The 21752-nt window shown below is 41.1% G+C and carries 17 protein-coding genes and 4 tRNA genes; 4 read left to right on the top strand and 17 right to left on the bottom strand.

The window, feature by feature from the left end; all coding sequences use genetic code 11:
• Window positions 1-246 (top strand): LamG domain-containing protein (locus VF500_RS14580; RefSeq protein WP_330860366.1); only part of this gene is annotated, 246 nt, incomplete at its 5' end.
• A gap of 125 nt (window positions 247-371) precedes the next feature.
• Complete coding sequence (locus tag VF500_RS14585) at window positions 372-2666, top strand: GH92 family glycosyl hydrolase (RefSeq protein ID WP_330860367.1); 2295 nt, start codon at window positions 372-374, stop codon at window positions 2664-2666.
• Here the strand turns inward: VF500_RS14585 and VF500_RS14590 are convergent, their stop codons facing one another.
• From VF500_RS14590 to VF500_RS14605, 4 genes are all read right to left on the bottom strand, one after another.
• The gene (locus VF500_RS14590) at window positions 2667-3695 is read right to left on the bottom strand and encodes a LacI family DNA-binding transcriptional regulator (RefSeq protein WP_330860368.1); all 1029 of its coding nucleotides are present in this window, start codon (window positions 3693-3695) and stop codon (window positions 2667-2669) included.
• A gap of 188 nt (window positions 3696-3883) precedes the next feature.
• Window positions 3884-3956: transfer RNA gene (locus VF500_RS14595), tRNA-Lys, on the bottom strand.
• 87 nt (window positions 3957-4043) lie between these two features.
• Window positions 4044-4116, bottom strand: a tRNA-Lys gene (locus tag VF500_RS14600).
• Window positions 4117-4249: 133 nt separating this feature from the next.
• Complete coding sequence (locus tag VF500_RS14605; RefSeq protein ID WP_330860369.1) at window positions 4250-5272, bottom strand: WD40/YVTN/BNR-like repeat-containing protein; 1023 nt, start codon at window positions 5270-5272, stop codon at window positions 4250-4252.
• 140 nt (window positions 5273-5412) lie between these two features.
• On the opposite strand from VF500_RS14605, the gene VF500_RS14610 reads away from it, so the two are divergent.
• Both VF500_RS14610 and VF500_RS14615 read left to right on the top strand, forming a co-directional pair.
• A tRNA-Leu gene (locus VF500_RS14610) sits at window positions 5413-5496 on the top strand.
• A 62-nt stretch (window positions 5497-5558) separates the two neighbouring features.
• Window positions 5559-5642, top strand: a tRNA-Leu gene (locus tag VF500_RS14615).
• A gap of 21 nt (window positions 5643-5663) precedes the next feature.
• Here the strand turns inward: VF500_RS14615 and VF500_RS14620 are convergent.
• The 13 genes from VF500_RS14620 to VF500_RS14680 form a co-directional block, all read right to left on the bottom strand.
• On the bottom strand, window positions 5664-5915 hold the full coding sequence (locus VF500_RS14620) for a hypothetical protein (RefSeq protein WP_330860370.1): 252 nt from the start codon (window positions 5913-5915) through the stop codon (window positions 5664-5666).
• Window positions 5916-6084: 169 nt separating this feature from the next.
• Window positions 6085-6789: a GDSL-type esterase/lipase family protein gene (locus tag VF500_RS14625; protein ID WP_330860371.1), complete on the bottom strand. Its 705-nt coding sequence runs from the start codon at window positions 6787-6789 to the stop codon at window positions 6085-6087.
• A 29-nt stretch (window positions 6790-6818) separates the two neighbouring features.
• Window positions 6819-9527: an SGNH/GDSL hydrolase family protein gene (locus VF500_RS14630; protein WP_330860372.1), complete on the bottom strand. Its 2709-nt coding sequence runs from the start codon at window positions 9525-9527 to the stop codon at window positions 6819-6821.
• 167 nt (window positions 9528-9694) lie between these two features.
• On the bottom strand, window positions 9695-10309 hold the full coding sequence (locus VF500_RS14635; protein ID WP_330860373.1) for a hypothetical protein: 615 nt from the start codon (window positions 10307-10309) through the stop codon (window positions 9695-9697).
• 156 nt (window positions 10310-10465) lie between these two features.
• Window positions 10466-11749: a hypothetical protein gene (locus tag VF500_RS14640; protein ID WP_330860374.1), complete on the bottom strand. Its 1284-nt coding sequence runs from the start codon at window positions 11747-11749 to the stop codon at window positions 10466-10468.
• The gene (locus VF500_RS14645) at window positions 11746-12009 is read right to left on the bottom strand and encodes a hypothetical protein (RefSeq protein ID WP_330860375.1); all 264 of its coding nucleotides are present in this window, start codon (window positions 12007-12009) and stop codon (window positions 11746-11748) included. Before VF500_RS14645 ends, VF500_RS14640 begins: the two co-directional genes overlap by 4 nt.
• A gap of 85 nt (window positions 12010-12094) precedes the next feature.
• Entirely contained in the window at window positions 12095-12682 is a 588-nt protein-coding gene (locus VF500_RS14650; protein ID WP_330860376.1) for a hypothetical protein, read from the bottom strand.
• A gap of 108 nt (window positions 12683-12790) precedes the next feature.
• Window positions 12791-14005 carry a hypothetical protein gene (locus tag VF500_RS14655; RefSeq protein WP_330860377.1) on the bottom strand — a complete coding sequence of 405 codons (1215 nt, stop codon included), beginning with the start codon at window positions 14003-14005 and terminating at the stop codon, window positions 12791-12793.
• 114 nt (window positions 14006-14119) lie between these two features.
• Window positions 14120-15325, bottom strand: a complete 1206-nt coding sequence (locus VF500_RS14660) for a head maturation protease, ClpP-related (RefSeq protein ID WP_330860378.1) — start codon at window positions 15323-15325, stop codon at window positions 14120-14122.
• 332 nt (window positions 15326-15657) lie between these two features.
• Window positions 15658-15897, bottom strand: a complete 240-nt coding sequence (locus VF500_RS14665) for a hypothetical protein (RefSeq protein WP_330860379.1) — start codon at window positions 15895-15897, stop codon at window positions 15658-15660.
• A 71-nt stretch (window positions 15898-15968) separates the two neighbouring features.
• Window positions 15969-18320, bottom strand: coding sequence for a hypothetical protein (locus VF500_RS14670; RefSeq protein ID WP_330860380.1), 2352 nt, complete (start codon window positions 18318-18320; stop codon window positions 15969-15971).
• A 631-nt stretch (window positions 18321-18951) separates the two neighbouring features.
• Entirely contained in the window at window positions 18952-19500 is a 549-nt protein-coding gene (locus VF500_RS14675; RefSeq protein WP_330860381.1) for a hypothetical protein, read from the bottom strand.
• A 138-nt stretch (window positions 19501-19638) separates the two neighbouring features.
• Window positions 19639-21690 (bottom strand): hypothetical protein, encoded by a 2052-nt coding sequence (locus VF500_RS14680; RefSeq protein WP_330860382.1) that lies wholly within the window; start codon window positions 21688-21690, stop codon window positions 19639-19641.
• Window positions 21691-21752 lie beyond the last annotated feature (62 nt).

Raw genomic sequence — 21752 nt, forward strand, 5'->3', positions numbered from 1 at the left:
CACTGGCATCACATAGCCGGTGTATGCAATGGCAAAACGCTTTATGTTTATATCGACGGTGCACTGGCTGGAACGTCTGTATTAGAGGTATCTGCGGATTTGTCTGTAAGTAATAAGTGGACCTTAGGGCGAAACGAGGAATTTCCATCCGAACGGGTATTTCATGGATATATCAACAAGGTAAAAGTGTTTAAGGCAGCTCTGTCTGCCGATGACATCAAGGCCATCGTATCTTCAGAAAGATAGTATTTGGTTCAATTCTGTATCAGCAAAAATATTCGCGAAAAAAATAACAGGCTTACCATAAATATGACCTGAAAAATTAGAGATTTGCCAAGCCTGTTTAAACAAGCCTAAAAATCTATCTAAAAATGATCTTAAACATCTGCCCGGAATTTAAACGGAAAATCTACCCGTTGATAATGCTTTCGCTGGTCACTGCTGCAACAAATGCACAGCAAAAACCAGCAAAAGTAAAAAAGGATGAGGTTGACTACGTTAATCCGCTCATCGGTACCGCATCAACCGGCTTTGCCAAAGGACTTGACGGTGGCGGCACCATGCCATGCGTTAACGTGCCTTTTGCCATGACCAATTTTGTAGCCCAAACCGGCGAAAACAAAATGAGCAAAATGAGTTATACGTATGAAGATAACTCGGTAATAGGCCTGATGGCCTCACACCAACCCACTGTTTGGATGGGCGATTATGGCTATGTATCTGTAATGCCCCAGATCGGTAACCTCCGTGTACTGCCCGAAGAGCGCAAACTAATATTTGACCATAAGGATGAGGTAGCCAAACCATATTACTATTCGGTAAAACTAAAAGCCGGCGCCAACGCAGGCATCAAAGCGGAAATAGCCGGCGCCAATACTTGCGGTATGTTCCGATTTACATTCCCTAAAGCAGATCAGGCACATCTCATTATCCAGGGCATCAATCTTAATCCCGCACTTACGGATTGGGCCAACGATTTTAAAGTGCGGATGAAAGAGCTACGTGGATATGTGCATATCGACACTGTAAATAACGAGATAACTGGTTACAATCCCGACAGGCAGTCGGCACAGCTTGGGCCTCCGCTTAAAAACTTCAAAGGGTATTTTATTATCAAGTTTGATAAGCCCATCCGCAACTATGGCACCTGGGATAATCAAACCATTAAAAAGAAAAGTAAAGAACAGTTTGGTACCCGTATGGGCGCTTATGTTTCATTCAAAACAGCGGGTAGTACAGTAGTAAAGGTTACCGTAGCTACTTCATTTATCAGCATCGATCAGGCTCGTCACAACCTTAAGCGTGAAATCCCTGATTGGGATTTTGAGAAAATAGTGAAAAGTACTCGTGACAACTGGCAGCAGCAATTGAAAAAAGTTCAGGTTGCTGATATTACCGACGGACAAAAAACGATTTTTTATACGGCGATGTTCCACACCCTGCTTTTCCCAAGGGAGTTTTCGGAATATGGCAGATATTATAGCGCGTTTGATGATAAGGTACATAATGGTGTTTCCTACAATGATTATTCATTATGGGATACCTTCAGGGCATTGCATCCTTTGCTGATCCTGACCCAGCCCGAGCGCGTAAATGATATGGTAAAATCGTTGCTGCAAATGTACCAGGAGGGCGGTTGGATGCCGATGTGGCCAAACCCAACCTATACCAACATCATGATAGGTACCCATGCCGATGCTGTGATTGCTGATGCTTACATAAAAGGTTTCAGAGGCTACAATGCTGCCTTAGCTTACGAAGCCTTGCATAAAGACGCTTTTACCGCACCCGATGGCGATGTTCAGAAAAAATGGGGTGACCGCGATCTGTGGACAAGCTTTGAGGCAAGAGGCGGGCTAACCAATTACCACAAATTAGGTTATGTTCCGGTTGATAAAACTAAAGAATCGGTATCCCGTACCATTGAGTATGGTATTGATGATTATTGCGTTGCCCAGCTTGCAAAAGTGTTAGGCAAAACCAGTGATTATAACCAGTTGATGGGCTGGAGTAAAAATTATAAAAATGTGTATAACACCTCAACCGGCTTTATGGCTCCTCGTAATGCCGATGGAAGCTGGTCGGCCCAACCGGATAGCGGTTTTACCGAAGGTACCAAATGGACATATACTTTTGGCGCTATGCAGGATGTACCCGGAATGATCAGCCTTATGGGGGGCGAAAAAGCTTTTGCTGACAAGTTAACCCACAACTTTAATGATGGACATTACCGTGCTGATAATGAGCCAGGGCACCATTACATTTACCTGTTTAACTATTGTGGTATGCCGTGGAAAGCGCAGGAACTGGTGAGGCAGCACACCTCATGGCAAAATTTCAGGAATGCACCTATCGGCATAAATGGTAACGACGATTGCGGCCAAACATCGGCCTGGTACATTTTTAGTACGATGGGCTTTTATCCGGTAACGCCGGCATCAGGCTTGTACAGCATTGGAGCACCACAGTTTCCATACATAGCTTTGAACCTGCAAAACGGTAATAAGCTGGTGATCAAAGCCACTGGTTTATCAACCCAAAACAAATACGTTAAATCAGTAACTTTTAACGGAGTTGCAATAAAAGATCATACGATATCGCACGAGCAGATCAGCCACGGCGGTACTTTGGCGTTCACCATGACCAATATCCCTCAAAAAGATTAATTAAGAGGCTGTAGATACCCTTGCAACCAGTTGTGATGGCATCACCAGCTCTTGCTTAGCTTCAGTAAGCCTCCCGGACAGGCGGCCGAAAAGTATTTCGGCTGCCTGTTTGCCCATATCATAAGCCGGCTGCAAAATAGTGGTAAGCGGCGGGTTAAGTATGGCCGCCGTGATCTGGTTGGTAAAGCAAACAACTTTTACATCACGGGGGATCTGTAATTTCAGCTCATCACAGGCCAGGTAAGTTGCAGTTGCTAATTGTTCAACAGTAGCTATGATACCATCGGGTTTAACAGTTGTTAAATGGGCCTTGATCATATTTACGTTTTCTTCCGTGTATTTATTGGAACAGGTTACTATCCTTGTATCGTCGGTTGTAAATCCGTTGTTATTTAAAGCATCGCGATACCCTTGTTCGCGGGCCGATAAAATAGAAGGGTAACCGCTGATGGTAACCAGCGAGATATTTTTACACCCTGCCAGCAGCAAATGAGTAGTAGCGTTGTAGGCGCTGTTATAATCATCGGTTACAATTTTATCTGCCGTAATATCCTCACACACCCTGTCAAAAAAAACTATAGGAATGCCTGTTTCCTGCAATTTTTTAATATGACCAGTATCCTGTGTGCTGCTGGCTACAGACATGATGAGGCCGTCAACCCGTCCGCTGGCGAGATCGTTAAACATAGATGCCTCCCTTTCATAGCTATCATGGGTAAGGTAGATCAGTGCATGATATTTTTGGGGCGCAATAATACTTTCAATGCCATTAATGGCCTGGCTGAAAAAGCTGTCGGCAATTTCAGGGATGATGATGGCTATAGTATTGCTGCTTTGTTTGCGGAGACTGCTGGCATAAGCGTTAGGCACATAATTCAAGCGCCTGGCAGCTTCCATTACCCTAAGTTTGGTTTCATAGCTTATGTCATAGCTATCGCGCAGCGCTTTTGATATGGTTGCGGTTGAAAGGTTGAGTTCTTTCGCAAGCATTTTCATATTCACCTTATCGTTCTTAATACCGCCGGTCATTTTTTAGCCAAGTTTAAATTGATTGAGCCTGATTGCACGGCCAATATAACGAAAAAATGCGTTTGGTAGTCTTTGTTAGGGGTTGCTCTAATTGTTGGCTTTATTTTGCTTGATCGGTGCAATCGTCGTGCCCGCCTATTCTAACTCCAATCTAAAATAACAAAAGCCACTCTTTTGGAGTGGCTTTGTGATCCCGCTGGGATTCGAACCCAGGACCACTACATTAAAAGTGTAATGCTCTACCAGCTGAGCTACGGAATCATTCTTTAAATTTTTCGCTTTTAAAGGCGAGGCTGTTTAAAGGCAGCTTTTGTTTTTAAATAAAAAAGCCTCTTTTTAAAGGCTTTGTGATCCCGCTGGGATTCGAACCCAGGACCCCAACATTAAAAGTGTTATGCTCTACCAGCTGAGCTACGGAATCATTCTTTAAACTTCTTTGATTTGGTTAACCGTTTCCGTTTAAAGTGGTGCAAATATAGGGTTCTTAACTATTCCATGCAAGCTATTTTTTAAATTAATGTAAAGCTTTTTTTAAGCTATTAATAACCAGTAAACTATAATTTCAGAATAGCTATTTTACCCCCATTTCCGGCCAATAATACAAGTTTTCCGTGTTTTGCCTTGCGGCAAACGTTAAAACTTGTACTGTCAATTTGCTTCCAAGTCCTGCCTCCATCAATAGTAATGTTGCTTCCGGGAGTACCGGTTGAAAGAAATATGCCTGATTTTATGTGCTCAATACCTGATTGAAAGCCTGCAGGCCCCACTTGTGGAGGCGTAAATGAGATAAAGGGATGGACCGTGTGGATAGTAACAACTGAGTCTGTCTTTTTATCGTTTGCATAATCGCCACCAACAATAATTCCCTGATTTTGCCCTATTGATAATGAAAAGGCACCTTGGCTGCTTTGCCCGTGTGTGACAGGCAGATTTGTATATTGCCATTGGGTATAGCCTGGCTGCAATGAAATAAGCCTTGCACTTTTTCCTCCCGAAACAATGTATATTGATCCGTTACCTGCTACTCTTAGGCATGTTCCGCTTGCGGCAAAGGCTGCTTCTCCGGGTAGGGCGTCTGGTGCATTCTTCGATTCGTTCCAGGTTTCACCACCGTCCTTTGTTTCCAGTAATAGAAACTTATTGTTGATAGGATCGCCTAAAATGTAACCATGAAGGTTGTCAGCAAAATCCATAGCATCTAAAAAATAGGTGGTGTCTGTTTTTTGATATTTTTCCTGCCAGGTTTGTCCTCCGTCTGCTGTTTTTAAAATAAGAGACGGCGTGCCCGAACCCATGATCACAGCTTCTTTATCATTAAAGGCTTCAATGTCTCTAAAGTCAGATTTTTCATAGCCTTTTATTTGCTGCCAGTTCCAGGTTTTGCCACCGTCAATAGTTTTTGCGATATATCCTTTACTGCCGCTTATCCACGCCGTATGATCATCAACTACCGATAAACCGCGGATACTTGTTGGCTTATCCTGCTGTAAGATGGTAATAGTTTGTGCTTTTAAAACGGAATTGAGGGCCAAAAAACAAAATAAGGTACCTGAAATAAAAATGCGGCTTAGCTTCATTTAGTTTGATATAAAGTGTTTTATGAAACCTAAATTATGTTTTCAATAACCATTAAACAACATAATATTGATTTTTTAATTTATTAGGTTGCAATTTGCCGGAAACGATTATATTTGCACGCTTGTTAATAAAACGATAAGCCCGGATGGCGAAATTGGTAAACGTTGCGGTCTCAGAAGCCGTTGAGAATTGTCTCTTGAGAGTTCGAGTCTCTCTTCGGGCACGCCTTTTTTAAGTAAGAAAAATTGGAATGTGAGAATTGAAAGATTCTCACATTTTTTAAAAGCCCAGGTGGCGAAATTGGTAGACGCACCATCTTGAGGGGGTGGCATTCGTAAGGATGTACGAGTTCGAATCTCGTTCTGGGCACAACCCCCTTAAACAATACATTTAAGATTTCTTTCCTTCTTTTAATTTCTGAACTTCCTGTTGCAGTACGTTGACTTGTCCTTCGATGACTTTTAATCTGATCTCGTTGATCCTGCTTTGCGTATCCTGAGAAGCGCGGATATCTTTAATATCCCCCTTCAATTGGAAGTAACCGGTCATTACAGAAACAACGATGCTTACGGTACTGGCTATGGTCACTATCATATTCTTAATGGTAATGCCCCTTATCTCTCTGTGTTCAAATGTTGTCATGATAATGTAGATGATTAGGTGGGAGAAGCACAAGGTATTAAGAAATGCCCTTGTGTTATGAGGGATGTATATTACTTCTGACTTTTATGGTTTGGTTTGTTTGGCTGTAAATAAAGTTTGTTTTACTGTATGGTTGAATTTTGTACTTAAATAAATAATGAATGATCTCTTAAATAAATTTCTCAATTGAATTTCTCCACACGAGATATCCCTGTCCATTGAGGTGCAAATTATCTCCGCAGTCATATTGGGGGTTTAGTCCTTTTTCTTTTATCAGCAAATGAAATAAATCGATATATGTACAGCCACTTTTGGAGCTTAAAGTTTGCAATTTATTATTTAGGTCTATAATGTCTCGCAAAACAGGGGTTTTATCTTTATACTTATTCCAATTGGTGGGAAAAACACTTTGGATGAAAATAGTGGTTTTTGGAGATATGTTTTTTATTTGCTTAATCATTCTATTGATATCGTCAACAACAACCTGGGAAGGAACTCCACTTAACAAATCATTTATACCAATTTGGATAAATATCTTTTTTGGGCGATTATTAGCTATGTAATTAATTCTTCCTAATAAAGAGGTTGTACCATCTAAAATAATACCTCTGTTTTTAATATTTATGTTACTAAACGCTTCTGAAATCTCAAAGTTTTGTGTATTGCTATCACCCACAAATACAATTGAATTACTGTCGATTTGGAGGGTTTTAAATTCAGAGTTCCTGATTTTCCAAAATACGTTTTCGTTTGATACTGTTGTGGAGTTTGGAGCTAAACTATTATAAAATTGAATTTTTCTAACTATGTAGATACCTGCCAATGGCAAGCAAATCATATTCACAATAATTGATAATATCAGACCTCTTTTCATGAAAGCAAATATAATCTTATAACGTTGCATTACACTAAAGTGACTTGTTTCCATGCCTGCCAAATCCCGCCACCACCGGTATAGCCAACCCGCACATACATATTTGTAGCAGTATCATACGTAGTCAATTCCTGTCTAACAAGTTGATCACTACTCTTTACTGTAGTTAACAATCCGTTAATTGGAAAACCATCACTTGCAACAACAAAATCTGTTGAATAACCATTTTTCCACAATAATGGGGTTTTTGCACTGGTAACTCCTGACATCCCATTATCAAAATAGGTCTGAACAGGTGCAATAAGTTGCACTGGCTTAAAATCTTGCCAACCGTTTGTCCCTTGATTATCATATGAACCAACCCTTACATATTCAACTGTAGAATTTTGATAATTAGTTAATCGCTGAGTAATACTAACACCAGTGCCGTAAAGGCCTTTAGTTGTTATTAACATGCCACTAATTGGCCATCCACCACTATTGAACACAAAATCAATAGATACACCATATGGATATGTAGAAGCAAGTGTAGTCAATGATTTACCAGAATCACCATTATCAACGTAAGTCGGAGTAATGACCTTTTGAACTTTTTCCCAAGGATTGAAAACATTTCCCCCCCCGACAAAACCAGTCCTAAAATATTCAATGGACTCCGATCCTCCGTAGTTATTTAATCGTTGAACAACCTGGTCATTGTTAAGCCCTCCTCTTGTAGTTATCATAAGGCCATTGACAGGGAAGCCATCAGCGATTAAAACAAAATCTAAAGATACTGCTAAAGGGTAAGTGGATGGGGCTGCTGCATTTGTTATTCCTGTTTGTCCCCTGTTATTAATACCGCCATTACGGTAGAATATTGGAAATAAAATCTCAAAAGTTTTTGCAGCAATTTCTACATAAAATGTATTTGTGGGATGAACGTTGCCATTTGAGTATGGGATTAAATAGTCGTTAGAGTTTTTACTATCTTGGAACATCCCGTAAATGTCCATAAAACAACATTGGTATTTGCGCGCCAAAGCCCTTAAGCCATTATTCAATTCTTCATTCCATATTTGCCCCCGATGATCCATATTGTCATCTTGTGTAGTATTTTGCGACTGTAAGATGATGGCAAGTTTATCCTGTGTGAAATTAGAATTTGCTCTAATGGTAGTCAAACCGGTATCAATGCGATCAAGAACGTCCTTTGACGTTCCCGGATGAATCCATCCATCGTTAACGCCCCATCGTAAAATAAGCACATCGGGATTTGCGGCCAAATCAACTGCTAAATAGGTATCAAGCCAATCTTGTGTTGTTTTACCTGGTTGTCCGTTATTAACATATGTAACTGCTGATTGAACGTATTGGCGTGCCGTAATGTCCATTAGGACATTGACAGGACTATATTGAGTTGTTGCACCAATTCCATATGTAGTGCTATCTCCTGATAATACAATTGTTGTAGCCGTTTTTGCAATTAGCTTTTTGTGAAAAGATGATAGATACTCTTCACCCAAAACCATCGGGTATAAATCAGCATAAGCAGCATTGATTTGTTGTTTAATATTAGCTGTCTGTTGCAAAATCCTTGCGCCTCCTAATATTTTACATCCATACTTGTTAACTAAATTAGTTACTAAAAAGTCGCCGGTGTCAAATATTACCTTTTCAGCTGCCAACGCAGCATTCACCGCCGCTGTATCATCCGTTACCCCATCACCAACAGCACCATAATCAACCCGGAAAGATTTAATTTGACCTGATGGTTCAGATGATCCACCGCTTCCCCCTCCTGAAGGTGCATTGATCCAATGTAGATCACCGTCGCTATTACTGTTTTTCGCTAAGATCTGTCCACTTGCTCCTCCGGCAGGAATCTTAAATAAACCGCTAATTTGTGCTTGCAGTTTCCCCAGCGCCTGTAAAACGGTGTCAGTTGCTGATACCGTAGCGGCACTTCCAAAGCCAATGCCGGTGAGTATTGTGTTTAACACCCGTGAAAGGGTAAAATATTTATTTGTAGTACCTTCGGGTACAGCATCGGTTGTGCCAGGCGATGCAACAATTTGAATGTATGCAGATCCGCTCCACCTGTATTCGTTGTTGGTGTCGGTGGTTATATAGATTTTGCCTGTTTCTCCTGTTACAGGCAGTGATGCATAATTTGCAACTTCCAGTACGTCATCAACGTAGCTGGGGAGTTGTGCTGAAGCAATCTTTCCGCTGCTATCCAGGCCTGCGTAGCCGTTTGGAGTGTTTTTATTGTCGGTTTCTTCAAATTGTACACCTGATATTATCAGTGAAATCCCGGTACCCCAAACACCAGCGTTTTTAGGGCCAAATAAATAGTATGATGCGGTATTAATATAGAAATCTCCATCGGTGCCGAGACTGTTGGCCGGGTTAGTTGTGCCGTTTAATATGGTTTTGCCATTAGTACCATTGGTACCGTCTGTTCCGCTCGTACCTTGTGCTCCCTGTGGACCGGTTTGCATGGAAAATATCTGCCCCCATGCCCCTCCGGTCTTTTTGTAAAAGATCCCGCTTACAGTATTTATAAAAGTGTCTCCATTATTGCCAGTTGCTGTATTTGGTATGGCAGTGCCGTACAATACGGTGGTATCGGTGCTGCCTCCCGCGGCAATCGTGTAAACAACTGTCCAGGTACCGGCTATCTTTTGAGCAAAGGAGCCTGCGGTTGTATTGATAAATACATCGCCATTTTTGCCGTTGGTATTTTGCGGAAGCACCGAGCCGAAGGTTAAGTTAGCTCCGGCATTAAGCCCTGAATTGATAAATTGAAGCAGGGCAGCAAAATCAAACTGGTAATCGGCATTATTACTGATCAGAATTGATCGGTCGGAGGCATTTATAGTTTCTGCTATTGGTAGCTCGCTTATTTTTTTATCGTTTGCCATCAGTTTAAAAATTCGGTTATTGGTAAATTGTAATTGTTAGTTGCGCCCGGATAATTGAAATCTGTTTTGTCGACGCCACGGATCCGCGGACCCGATTGGCGGCTGCTTTTATTTTTTTCATTATATCGCCAAAGTGGAAAGCCTTCGTGGTTGTCTCTTAAAAACTTTTCTATATCATTGGCATAAGCGTTAGCTATACTGCGTTGTTGCTGTACCAGTTTCACTATTTCGGGCGATGAAAGTGCGTCCCCATTATCATGGCGTTTAATTACCGGGCCGGTTGCTGTGTAGTGTATCGCGTCGTTTTCAATAAAGCGGGCAAAAGTGAAATAAACCAGGGCAGGGGCAAGGCCTTCATACAAAACGATACGTCCATACTCGTCAAGGTATTCGCTACCGTTTAAAAGATCTTTATAAGCTTGAGGTGCATCGTCCTTTATAGTACCGTCATCATTGCAATAGGTTATTAATTGGTAATACAAAGCATAACCTAAAAATGGTTTCAGATCGAGCTCCTGGGCTTTTTTAATGAATAGTTTGAGGCGCTCGGGTTTAATATTTACGTTGATATCCTCGTATTGCTGAAATATGGTTTGATTGATTAAATAGATCATAGCATGGCCTCCTAACCCCGTTGGGGGAGTTGAAAATGTTTGTTTATGATTGTGTTTATTGATATTGGGGAGCCTCAGGTTGGAAGCCTTGAGTCTTAAGTCAGAAATCAATTTTTTGATAGACTTAGAGCTTACAGCTAAAGACTTATGGCTTAATCAAGGGCACATAGCTTCAGCTTCGGCTTGTTTGAAGCCATAGGCATATACCAAAGCAGCTATTTTACTTTTTTGAGGAATGGCAGATTGGAGGAGCTCATTAATGCTGTTCCCTGCCTTAATACCAGGGGTATCATCGGCCGCTATTGCAGTTACCGGCACAATGTTCCAGTTGTTAGCAGGATTTATATCCCTGTAAAAACGACTGAAAATTTCGGCCAACGTTTCGGACAGGTCAAGCCTGTCGGAAGCAGTATTGTCATTAAATTCGAGGATAGCTTGTTTCTTTTCGCTGCCGTTGCTTAGCCCCGAAGATTTTTCGGCATTGATCAGCTCTTTGGGTACCGAAAACCCTTTAATGATGCGGGCCTCAACAGATCGCTCAGTAGTTTCAAATAGCTTGTCGTTATTTTGAATAGGGTAGGCCTTGAACTCTGGCTTAGAGTTTTCATCTTCATATTCAATAACAATGATCTTTTGCGCGCTTTTTGCCCCCTGGAATGCACCGAGATCTTTTTCAAGTTGCGATGGTACATTGATACCTGCATATTCATCGGCATCGGGCCGGGTATTTTCGGCTTCTTCGCGGCGCGACTGCATAAAAAGCATGGTTGATGGTAGAAACCCGGTAGTTACCTCACGGTTGTTGAAAATTTTGATCCCGGCTTCGGTTTCAAAATCTTCCCATACCGAATCGGCTTCAATTAGCGGGTAATCATCAACTTCGGGGTTGAAATAGAACAACTGGCCTTTATAATTTTTCCATCCACCGGCAACCCGCACCTGCTCGCTAATTGCCTCCGGGTTGGGATCATACCTATTTAAAAACGTGATCTTGCTGCGCATGATATTTTTCCAGGTTTTGCGGCCCCAATCGCTATATAACGCATATTTATCAGCAGTCTCCGGGCTGTCGGAATCGCCCATGCGGATATCCTCGAATTTCACATAGCTTACTGACGTGATCCTGAAGCTGGCATTGTAATTTATATGAATGCCGAAACCGGTGAATAGCGCTTTATCGGTGGCCAAAGCTTTTAGCAATTTAGCAATAGTTAAGCCTTTGGAGTTGATCACCTGTTTGCCCAATTCTTTTTGTTCAAACCCATTACCGGCAATAAACTTTATTCGTTTGTTCCAGCAATCTTTTGCTGTTGGCGATCCGGCTACCAACTCCAGCATGCGCTGCGGATAAGCGTTATCCAGATCATAATTAAGGATACCGTAGGTTTGATTTGGCCTTACCAGTATTCGCCGTTCAATTTGCGGGAGATAAGTTTTCATATTGAACCTCCTTTATCTGAGCTATTATCAACTATTGATTTATGTGTATTTTCTGCTTGCTTTACTGTTTCAGGTTCCATAACTCCCCCTTTAGGGGGCTGGGGGGCAAACAATGCTGCTATATGCGGGTATCGCTGTAAATACCATTCTGCCTCTTCGTCGCTTAAATTTTCATTACTGTGAATGGCCGCCGAACCAGGTGCAAATTGATGAAGGCCTGGTTTAAGGACGTACTTTTTTTTCAGTGTGTCATTAGTCATTTGGTCATTAGTTTTAGGTTATAAAAAAGAATCTTAATGGTCATTAGCCATTATAAAATGACTAATGACCTCATGACACAATGAATTATGCTGCAACCAATGCCTCAATAGCCGCTATGGTGCTGGCATATGTGGCGCTGCCGGTTCCCGGAGCGATAGACACCGCACGTGGTGGATAAGGCTCCTTCATTTTATCCGGGTTGGTAAGCTTCAATTTGTAACCGCCATCAAGTGATTCATCTGCGGCATTGCGTTCGGCATCGGTAAGGATCAAGCCATTTACGGCACCAAAAAGCTCTATTGCAGAATCGCTTGAGTTATAGTTGTTAACTGTGATGGCACGTACCCTTCCATATCCCATGGCCATAAGCTGGGCCTTAACCTCAACAGATAAACCAGCGATATTGAAGTCGATTTCTTCGGTATAACGGGGGCCTACCTGGGTTTTTGTCAGTTTAGATGTTGTATTGAAGCTGTTGTTTGTTCCCTCAAATTTGTAAACCTTAGCGTTGCTTACGGCTGTCAGACCTTTAACAATAAGTGGGTTAGTAGTATCATAAGTGAGCACAATATCATCTGCATTAAAAATGTAGATCACATCCTCAATACCCGAGGTGATCGGTTCATCTGTTCCCAGGCTGAAACCGGCGTTTATTTTATTATAAATTGACATGGTATTATTGGTTGATTAAATTAAATGGTTGATTAAGTTGATTGGGTTAATTAGTAGTAGTTTAAAGAGTCAATAACTACTCACCAAATCAACCCAATCAACAATGCACTATGCCGACAGATAAAACAGCTCGTTAGTAAATTTGAAGTTCACGGCCGCTTTCATACGGGCCTTCATACGCACCACGTTATCATTGGTGTAAGGCTTCAGGTAAACGGTTGATAGCTCGGAGGCGTCGCCCAAAAGGTCAACGCCAAGGAATAGGTTTGATGATCTTGCGCCCAAAATGGTATTGGCTTGCCAGTGGTTCATGATCTGAAGCGGAATACCTAAGTAGTCCATCTTTTTCATGTCGGTAAAGGCATTAATAACATTGAGCGCTTTGTTAGCCTGTGCCTGGGCATAAGCATAACCTACATGTAAAGGGATCTGTAAGTTAAAATCCTCCTGGATCCTGTCTGCAGGATCAAGTTGGGCGTAAACGCTGCCCAGTACCTGTAAAACATTGCTTACGTTAATGTAGTTTACGGTAACGGCAGTAGCGGTGCCACTAAAAGTTGCGGGTTTACGACTGTTAACCTCGTTGTAATTGCGTACCAGCTTAAATGAAGTAGCGCCAGCAATCTGGATAAAATATGATTGGCCCTGAATGGGGATGCCTGGCGCACCATTAGTCGTATCCTTGCTGGTACCGGTAACGCCTGTAATGGTAACAACGTCGCCATCGGCAAGGGTTGAAGTATCGGCTACGGTTACGGTTACAATACCGTTTGCGTCAATTGCTGTTGCTGCCAATGAGGTAGCGGGTTTGCTTAAGCCTACCTTATAAACTCCGGATGCTGCTGCAATAGATGGAAGTAAGCCTGGGAAATCGGCGGTAAAAGCTGCCTCCTTAGTGGCGCTCTTGCCAAGCCAGTACAAACGTTCGTTAGCTATTTGGATCTTAGTTAAATAGCGCTGTACCATAAAGTCCGAAAGGTCAACCACGCCCTCGTAATCCATAAAGGCACCGGGTTTTAAGGCCTGGGCCTCCCAGCTTTGGGCAAGTTTATCCCACTGCTCCTGCTTCATAAATTCATAAACTACCGGGTCAAGATAGCTTTCGGTTTGGTGAGCGGTTGTACCCTGATCGGTAAAGATGCCCGAAGGGTTTTGTAATACAACGTCGTCGTCAACATCAAGAATTACCTTGCGGGCTTTTACGTCGTTAATTACTGTGAGCAGGCCACGTTTCACCGAATCGGCTTCGAGTAATGTGCTTGCCATAAATCCTGCCAGCGCTTCGCCGGCGTAGGTGTTGTTTGTAAATGTAAATTGAGCCATAAAGTTTAGCCCCCCGGCCCCCTAAAGGGAGAGCTTTTTAAACGGTTTTACTTATAGGGATAGTAAGGATGGGTTAATTAGAAGCGATAAGGTTTAGGTCATATGTTGATTGGTTTAGGAAGCGATAGCTTTTTTAACCGCGTTCTTAGCAATCTCGCTTTGTGGTGCGAAGAACGGAGCAGGTTCGGTATGAGCTTTATTGCTGCGTTTTGAACCTTCGGGTGTAAAGGTTGATTTGATTTCGTTTTTTACCTCGGTACGTGTTTTTTGCAGGCGATTGTTCGCTTCTTCAAGTGCAGTGCGGGCTTCGGTTAGTAAGGCATTTTGCGCATGTAAACGGGCTTTTAGCTGTTGCATGCGGTTTTGTACATCGGCAGGTTTTTTAGTTGATTTAAATTTGCTTTCAGGTAAATCCTCGTCTTCATCTTCTGCTTCAGGGGCTTTTTCAGGATCGGCAGGCGTTACGCTTTGGATCTTTCCTTGTTGAATATCCAGTTGTTTGCCATCGGCACAGGTATAAGTGTCGGAAATGGCTGGTGAGGTCATGTCTTCGTCCTGGTAAACTTCGGCGCCTTCTTCAATTTGACCGGCGTGGTGCAGCGTACCTTTATCGGTGATGGTTTGCTTGTTTACCACTCTCTTAAGAAAGTTCATGATCTTGTCTAATACCGATGTGGTTTTCTCGATAAGTTCTTTGTTTTCGATGTTCATGCTGTTGTTATTTTTTATGTTTAAGATTTTGTTAATGCATCGCTGGTAAACTGCGGGGGCTGTGCTGGTGTAATTTTTAATGAGGGCGCTGTTGGTGATCTCTGTGCTGTAATCCTCAACCTGGTCAATAAAACCCAGGTCAAGAGCCTGATCGGCTGTCATCCAGGTGACGGAGTTGATCAAACTGTTTACCGTAACCCCATCCAGGCCTGATTTATCTATGTAGATCTGCGCCAGGCGCTCCTGAACTACATTTAACATCTGCACGTCTTTCAAAAGTTCATCGGCATTACCACCGGTGCCAACCATAGGTTTGTGGATCATGAGCAATGCATATTTACTCATCACTACCTGCCGGCCACCCATTGCAACAACAGATGCTGCCGAGGCGGCCAGCGCGTCGATATAGGTAGTAACTTTACCGGGATATTTTTTAAGGAGATCATAAATGGCAATGGCATCAAACGCGCTGCCGCCCACCGAACTGATGTGTACTTCAACATCGCTGCCTGCTGCTGCCTCAAGTTGGGTTTGTATGTAAGCCGATGATAAGTTGCCTGAACCAATGCAGTCGGTTTCGGTGTCGTATAAATAAATTTTGTAGCTCATATTGAATAGTTGTTTTGTCCGAAAGTCGGTAAGTAAGAAAGTCTAAAAGCGGGACTGGGCTTATTATTTTGCCCGGAATAGCAGACTGTTTTTTGACGTTTTATAATGCCGGTTGGCATACATCAAAGGTCGTGGTTATTGTTTGTTTTTATGGTGACAGTGTTTTGTCAGTAGGCGTCTGAACCCGAATTTGTTGAATTATTTGAATGAATTGAATTTGCTTTGGCTTGTTCTCATCTTCAGTGATTTTTTAGTTTCGGCGAATTGATATAACAAATGTCGGCACAAATTTCCTTTTATCTGGTGACAGTATTTTGTCAGTGGAAGAGTTTTTAAGCCGCTTTCTCAGAAAAACAGTTGAGTGCCCGCCAGATGGTGCGTTCATCTTTGCCGAATTTGATTTCGGCTTCCAATACCGCCTGGTTTTTGGAAATATTGCGTGTTTGTTGCTGCGCATTTACCCATAAATAAATTTCACGATACACAAACACTTTGGTTGTGATGAACCCAGCTTTATACATGGCCGAGAATATACCCTCATCAAACAGGGTATTGGCGATTTGAATATCCATAGAGGTTAGAGGTTAGAGGTTAGAGGTTAGAGGTTAGATGTATGTTTTATGTGACAAATGGCATAGTTTTATCACAGATTTACGCGATTAATTGTTTGCGCAAGTATATTTTGCTGATTGTTAATATCCTTAACATCAACATAAACAGGAGGGAAGTTATTGATCATTTGATAGGCCAGCGTATTGGCCAGATCTTTCACATCATTAACAGGCTGATTGTAATACCGGTTAGCATTGCCCCCATCTGTAAATATACCGCCTATGGCATAACCGCGACCGGGGTTGGGAATCGAGAAATCACGACCGCCATGTGCCACGTTTATTGCACTCACCAGGTTGCGTGCCCATGGGTTGCGCATTGCTTCCGATACCACTACGGCTTCGCCTGAGCGTAGGTAGGCGTTTGTATTATCCGTACGGCTATACCCCGATAACAATGCACCCCGGCCGTCAGACTGATAGTGCAAACCACCTTTAGCATATTGTGGTGGTTTTTGGGCTACGATAGTGGCAACCTGAATGGCCGTAGAAGCAATTATGCCGGGTATTACAAACGGAGCCAGTATACCGGTTTGTGAAGTAGCTTTGGTTACTGCCAATGCTCCATTTATAACAGCCTGCAGTATGGATGCCTTTTGCTCCGCTTTAAAAGCTTTGATTTTTTCGGCAGCTTCTTTTTTCTGGTATTTATCTTCAATAGCCTGTCGCTGTGTGTTGGTCAGGTTTTTATTGCCTAACTCGGCCGCCTTATCCTTTTCGAGGCCTTTTATTTTGGCATCGCTTTGGGTTTTGATATTGTTTTGGATAATAGAAAATGCCTTATCTGATACCTGTTGCGCACTTTGCAGTGCAAATTCTGTACGTTGTTGCTCGTATTGTTGTGTTAACTGGGTAATATCTTTTTGCTTTTGATCTTCCAGCGCCTTGATCTTCTCAGCATTACCGGCTACAAGGTTTATCTCGTAAGAGTATTTATCGTCGATCAATTTTTTTTCTGCATTTAACTTTTCGCCAGGCAGCAAAGCTTTATCAACATTTTTTTGATCTTTTTCCATTTTATCCTCATGCTGATGGGCGTCTATCATCGCCTGCATTTGCTTTTGAGCTTCGGCAAAATCATTCTTATTGAAAAACTGGATCTTATCGTCAATACCAAGATGGAATTTCTGTTGAAGTTGCTCGTTTTTTTTGTTGTAATCTTCCTGGCTGATCAATTTTTTATTCAGTTGTTCATTCAGTAGAGTGAGCTCGCTATCATAGTTTTGCTTGTCAAGTTCAATTTGTTTGGCAAAATCAATTGCTTTTGCTTGAAGAACCTCGGAGGAGCGGGTTTGTTCAATTGTTGGTTTTTCTTCCTTCTTATGAGGGATAATGAGGCCACTGTTATTTGTTTTATCTGAACCACTTTCATTTAACTTTTTGCCAGATAAAATTAATTTTTGCCTCGCTTCAATTTCATCATATAATTTTTCATTTTGAGCATTGAGTAATTTTGTATCTGTCGATAGATCGTAGATTATCTTATCACTGGCAGCTCGCTTTTCAGAAGCGTTGCTAACAGCCAATACATATCCCAAAGTACCCGATCCGTCATCAAACAAAGACGGAGTATCGGTATATTTTTCTTTATCTTTATTTGCTTGTTCTTCTTTTGTTATCAGATCAAGATTGTTCTTACGTTCTTTGGCTATTTTTAAATCGTTTTCCAGTGCTCTGCTTGCATTTGCTGTAATTCTACTTTTTGCAGCTTCCGCATAGGCGGTAGCAAAAATTTGATCTTTTAATTTCCCGTAAGCAATTGCTGCGTCTCCTGCTATAATGGCTTCATCTTTCATGTTTTTAAATGTTCCGGGCCATTGATCTTGTAACGTAGCGGCAGCTTTCTTTTTTTCGGCCATTGATAGCGTGTGGCTTTGTGTGGCCCGGTACAGAGCAGTTAAGTTAGTGATTTCACTCTGTGCTGCCTGGTCTCCTTTTAATTTAGTTTGTATGAGCGATTCGGTAATAATAGCATTGTCTTTCATTGCTTTACCCAGGGCTGATAATGTGGTTTGCCCCTTGATCATGTCTGCCACCCAGTCGATAATCACATCGCTGTAACTGGCAAGCAAAGTGATTCCCACGGAGATAAGAGAGTTCCAGGATAAAAATGATGACGCTAACTCTTTCAAAATATTTTTAGGCTTTTGCCCCGATGCCGCAAGTTCCTTGTTTTGTTCATTTAGCTTTTGCATGGCATCTACCACTTCTGGCAGTTTTTCGCCAATGGCTTTAATGCCTTCTTTTAGACCATCCGAAAACTCGGGAAATTTACTATTTACACCAATAACCGCTTTCTTTAATTCATTTAAGGCTTCGGTGTATTTTTGGGTTTTTTCGATATCGTCATTGCTGATGTCGAGCCTGTAGTTATAATTAGTCATTTTTTTATGCTTTAAATGCTGTTTGGCATAATTGATTTTACGCAATCAATACTGGTAATATTAACTGCATATACTTAGTTAAATTTATTTGATTCTTTATCAACACATTTGTTCCAATTTAAATAGAAATTGTTATCTGCAAATATGTAGTTTGGTGGTAATGGTTCTGGAGATGAAGCGGTTTTATTAATCACTTTCCAATTAGGGTTTATAGAGTAAACACATAAAATTGCTTCTTTATTCTTATAAATACCAGGGAACATTTTATAGTCAATGTAGGTGCCGATGTACGAGGACTTGTATTTACTTACACTATCACTTAAAACTTCATTTCCTGAAGATATAAGTTTAAAATCAGATGAAGTTGTTGATTTGATCAAACGCTTTAATGATAAAGTAGAGATGGTCCTATATCGCTTACAAAATACTTATAAACATAAACCTTATCTCCCTTACTAAAGTGATTAACCTTTGAATTGTAATAATGGGCTATTATCATTTGTCGGTTGGTAAAGCCTATAAATGCGAGGATTATTAAAATAGCTGTAGTAGCAAGTATGCTGTATTTCTTTTTATTTGACATGGAGATTTGTTTTAAGTAAGAAAGATTCGACTCTTGATAATTTATCACTTATTTCCTAAAAATATGAGATTCTTTGTCCGTTATCTCGATTGCCCATACGTAAAGAGGACCATCTTCAAATTCATATCCAGCTGGTGGATTACTGTCAAAATCTTCCTTTATTAGTGCTTTCTTGTTTGTTGTAATTGAAAAGAAAATCATTGGAAAATACTTGTTGTTCTTGTTTTCCATGTTTTGAATTTCATATCCAGTGTATCTACCTATACAAGCGGTTTTGTATTTACGCAAACTATCAGCGCTTATTACCCAACCACAGCTTGCCATAGATGGGCGTCCGTTCAAATTACCGTTTACAGGTTTAACTTTTCTATATAGGGTTATGCGAAATGAGCTATCAAGTAAACGATCTTGAGCATATAGTTTATCATTAATTTTAAAATGGTTATTCTTAAAATTAAGGTAGCAAAGCGTTAAAAAACGTTTATTATAAAAAAATGCAGCTACGATTATTAAAATAATTGAAAAGGTGCTAATTAACCAAATTATTCTTTTCTTGTTTTTTTTATTGCTCTGTTGCTGACTTTCTGGTTTTAACATGATAATTTAGGATTTGCTAATTTTATTGGTAAATATAAGCGGCGGTTTCCATAAAAAAAATATTGGGGCTAAATATTTTTAAACATTTTAATATTACAATAATTTGTTGAAGAATTGTTTTTAGCCGCCTTAAGGTGATCATCCCAACTTCACCAATTCAACCTTTGTGGGCTGCCCCTTACGCCAGCTATCAATTTTGTTGATGTAGTAATAACAGCTATCCTGCTCCAGATAAACCGGAATAAGAAGATCAAGCTCAAGGATATCGCGCGGGGGGAGTAAAAAATAACGCACTACTTTTTTGGTTTGGGTAAGTATCTTTTCCAACTGCGGATAATAGCCTGTTTTTAAGCCGGCCTGTATACCAGTTTTGCCCGACATATCTTTGAAGCAAAGATTATAGTTGCCATCGGGTTTATAAAAGTAAGGTACTGATATGATATCATTAACGGTAATGTCATTAGCCGCATCGCCGTCAGTAAACTTTATGCTGGTATTATCGCCGTAATTGCGAAGATCGATCTTTTGATCAACCAGGATCCGTGGCGATGTGCTAATGCTGAAACTCTCATCATCGCTTGTGGTGTCGGCTTTTTTTATCTGCGCAATGGTGCCGCCAATGTACGGGCGGTTAAATGTTGGCGCAAACTGGCTTTCAAATAGATCGGCAGTAGCCGGTAGTGTTTTATCGGATACAGTGATCTGTGCATTGGCGAAGTCTTTTGGTGTAATATTATCATCCTCTTTGTATTTCATGTAGTTTGTTTGCGCATAACCCCCTAACTGAAATGAGATGGTTTTTCCCTGATCAATACATTTTAGCGTCCAATTTTTAGCAACAGGAATATTGGCAACGATATCTGCAAAAGAGTTAAATGATATTGTTTTGGTGCTATTATCCGTTTGGCAAACAATGCCAAAACGTTGCAATGTATCTTTAAGCAGATCTTTTTGACTGATATCCGGGAAAATACGTTCGCACTGAATTTCCTGGTCGTAAAGCACCGGTTTTTGATCAGCAACGAACTGAAATTTTGCACCTTTTTTTATGATCACCCGGGTATTGTAACGGTGCAGGTGAAATGATACAAATAACGATTCTCCTTTTACCAAGTCAAAATCATGTGTTATTTTGATGTTTTTAAATTCCTCAAAACGATTACGTGCGCCAGGCGGAGTTGATTTCTGGTCGAAATTTAATCTAACCGTCTCCTGCTTACTTGATACACCATTAACATCGCGATAATTGATAAAAAGCTCAAAATAACCATCATTGCCGGTACCTGCTATACCAGCCATGGTCATGTCAAATATTACACTGGCTGTACCATGAATGGTTTGGGTGGCATGGTATTCCTGAAAGCCAATTGGCATAGTGATATCGGTAGGGTCATGTGCATTCAGACCTAACGGATCGCCATCTAATACTATATCTGAAGTTGATGTATACGATAATGAGGCCGACTGACCTAATCCGTCAACTGCGTTTTGCAGATCGGTACCATGCTCAAAACTATCGTTAGCAAACTGGCAAATAAGCAATGGATACAATGGATTGTTCAGCAGCGACCCTTTAGCTTTATATCCGGCGGATTTTATTATCAGATCGATAGCTGTTTTAATAAAAAAACCAGGGCGCTGGTTACGTACATTTATGGGTTCGGTAAAATCAACCTCGCCAATAAAGCCATAATCAACCACCGGCCAGATCCAGCCGCTGGTTTTAGTTTGTGATGTAACCACATTTTTAACATTCCATTTATGATCATATGAGTGCCAAAGCAAGGTTTTACCGAAATTAGTCCATTGACTCGTGCTATCGCCCATATCATAAATCTTACCGTCAATGGCATCAAAAAAGTCAACATTGCCGCTTAATATGGTTACGTTGGCCATATCCTGTTCAATGCCGTTAAGAACAGCCAGGCCGTATGGGACAATCTCAAGCCCATCTTGTATAATTTTTGCCTGATAATTATCATAAGGGAGGTTAGTGGTAAAAGCTATGTCATCCGGGAAACCCAGTATTTGCCGGTTACGCTGTGTTAGCGGAAGCTTAAACTGGTTGCTGGTATTTCCCTGTTGATTTTTAACCTCGGCCAGGTTATTGATCTGGAATGTAAGCGCAATAGGGCTATCATCGGTCAGGTCAACCAGTTGGTCGTTAATATAAAGTTGTATTTGATTCATGAGATTAGTGAATGTTATTTCCTGAGCATTACTTAAAATAATTGGGTTATTATCAGTAATTT

Origin of the sequence: Mucilaginibacter sp., from assembly GCF_036383575.1 — a bacterium.
Classification (GTDB): domain Bacteria; phylum Bacteroidota; class Bacteroidia; order Sphingobacteriales; family Sphingobacteriaceae; genus Mucilaginibacter.

What these genes read in the sequence shown, in the direction of transcription:
- VF500_RS14585 (WP_330860367.1), top strand. Translation starts at nt 372, where the DNA reads ATGATCTTAAACATCTGCCCGGAATTTAAACGGAAAATCTACCCGTTG.
- VF500_RS14590 (WP_330860368.1), bottom strand. Translation starts at nt 3,695, where the DNA reads ATGACCGGCGGTATTAAGAACGATAAGGTGAATATGAAAATGCTTGCG.
- VF500_RS14605 (WP_330860369.1), bottom strand. Translation starts at nt 5,272, where the DNA reads ATGAAGCTAAGCCGCATTTTTATTTCAGGTACCTTATTTTGTTTTTTG.
- VF500_RS14620 (WP_330860370.1), bottom strand. Translation starts at nt 5,915, where the DNA reads ATGACAACATTTGAACACAGAGAGATAAGGGGCATTACCATTAAGAAT.
- VF500_RS14625 (WP_330860371.1), bottom strand. Translation starts at nt 6,789, where the DNA reads ATGAAAAGAGGTCTGATATTATCAATTATTGTGAATATGATTTGCTTG.
- VF500_RS14635 (WP_330860373.1), bottom strand. Translation starts at nt 10,309, where the DNA reads ATGATCTATTTAATCAATCAAACCATATTTCAGCAATACGAGGATATC.
- VF500_RS14640 (WP_330860374.1), bottom strand. Translation starts at nt 11,749, where the DNA reads ATGAAAACTTATCTCCCGCAAATTGAACGGCGAATACTGGTAAGGCCA.
- VF500_RS14645 (WP_330860375.1), bottom strand. Translation starts at nt 12,009, where the DNA reads ATGACTAATGACACACTGAAAAAAAAGTACGTCCTTAAACCAGGCCTT.
- VF500_RS14650 (WP_330860376.1), bottom strand. Translation starts at nt 12,682, where the DNA reads ATGTCAATTTATAATAAAATAAACGCCGGTTTCAGCCTGGGAACAGAT.
- VF500_RS14655 (WP_330860377.1), bottom strand. Translation starts at nt 14,005, where the DNA reads ATGGCTCAATTTACATTTACAAACAACACCTACGCCGGCGAAGCGCTG.
- VF500_RS14660 (WP_330860378.1), bottom strand. Translation starts at nt 15,325, where the DNA reads ATGAGCTACAAAATTTATTTATACGACACCGAAACCGACTGCATTGGT.
- VF500_RS14665 (WP_330860379.1), bottom strand. Translation starts at nt 15,897, where the DNA reads ATGGATATTCAAATCGCCAATACCCTGTTTGATGAGGGTATATTCTCG.
- VF500_RS14670 (WP_330860380.1), bottom strand. Translation starts at nt 18,320, where the DNA reads ATGACTAATTATAACTACAGGCTCGACATCAGCAATGACGATATCGAA.
- VF500_RS14675 (WP_330860381.1), bottom strand. Translation starts at nt 19,500, where the DNA reads ATGTTAAAACCAGAAAGTCAGCAACAGAGCAATAAAAAAAACAAGAAA.
- VF500_RS14680 (WP_330860382.1), bottom strand. Translation starts at nt 21,690, where the DNA reads ATGAATCAAATACAACTTTATATTAACGACCAACTGGTTGACCTGACC.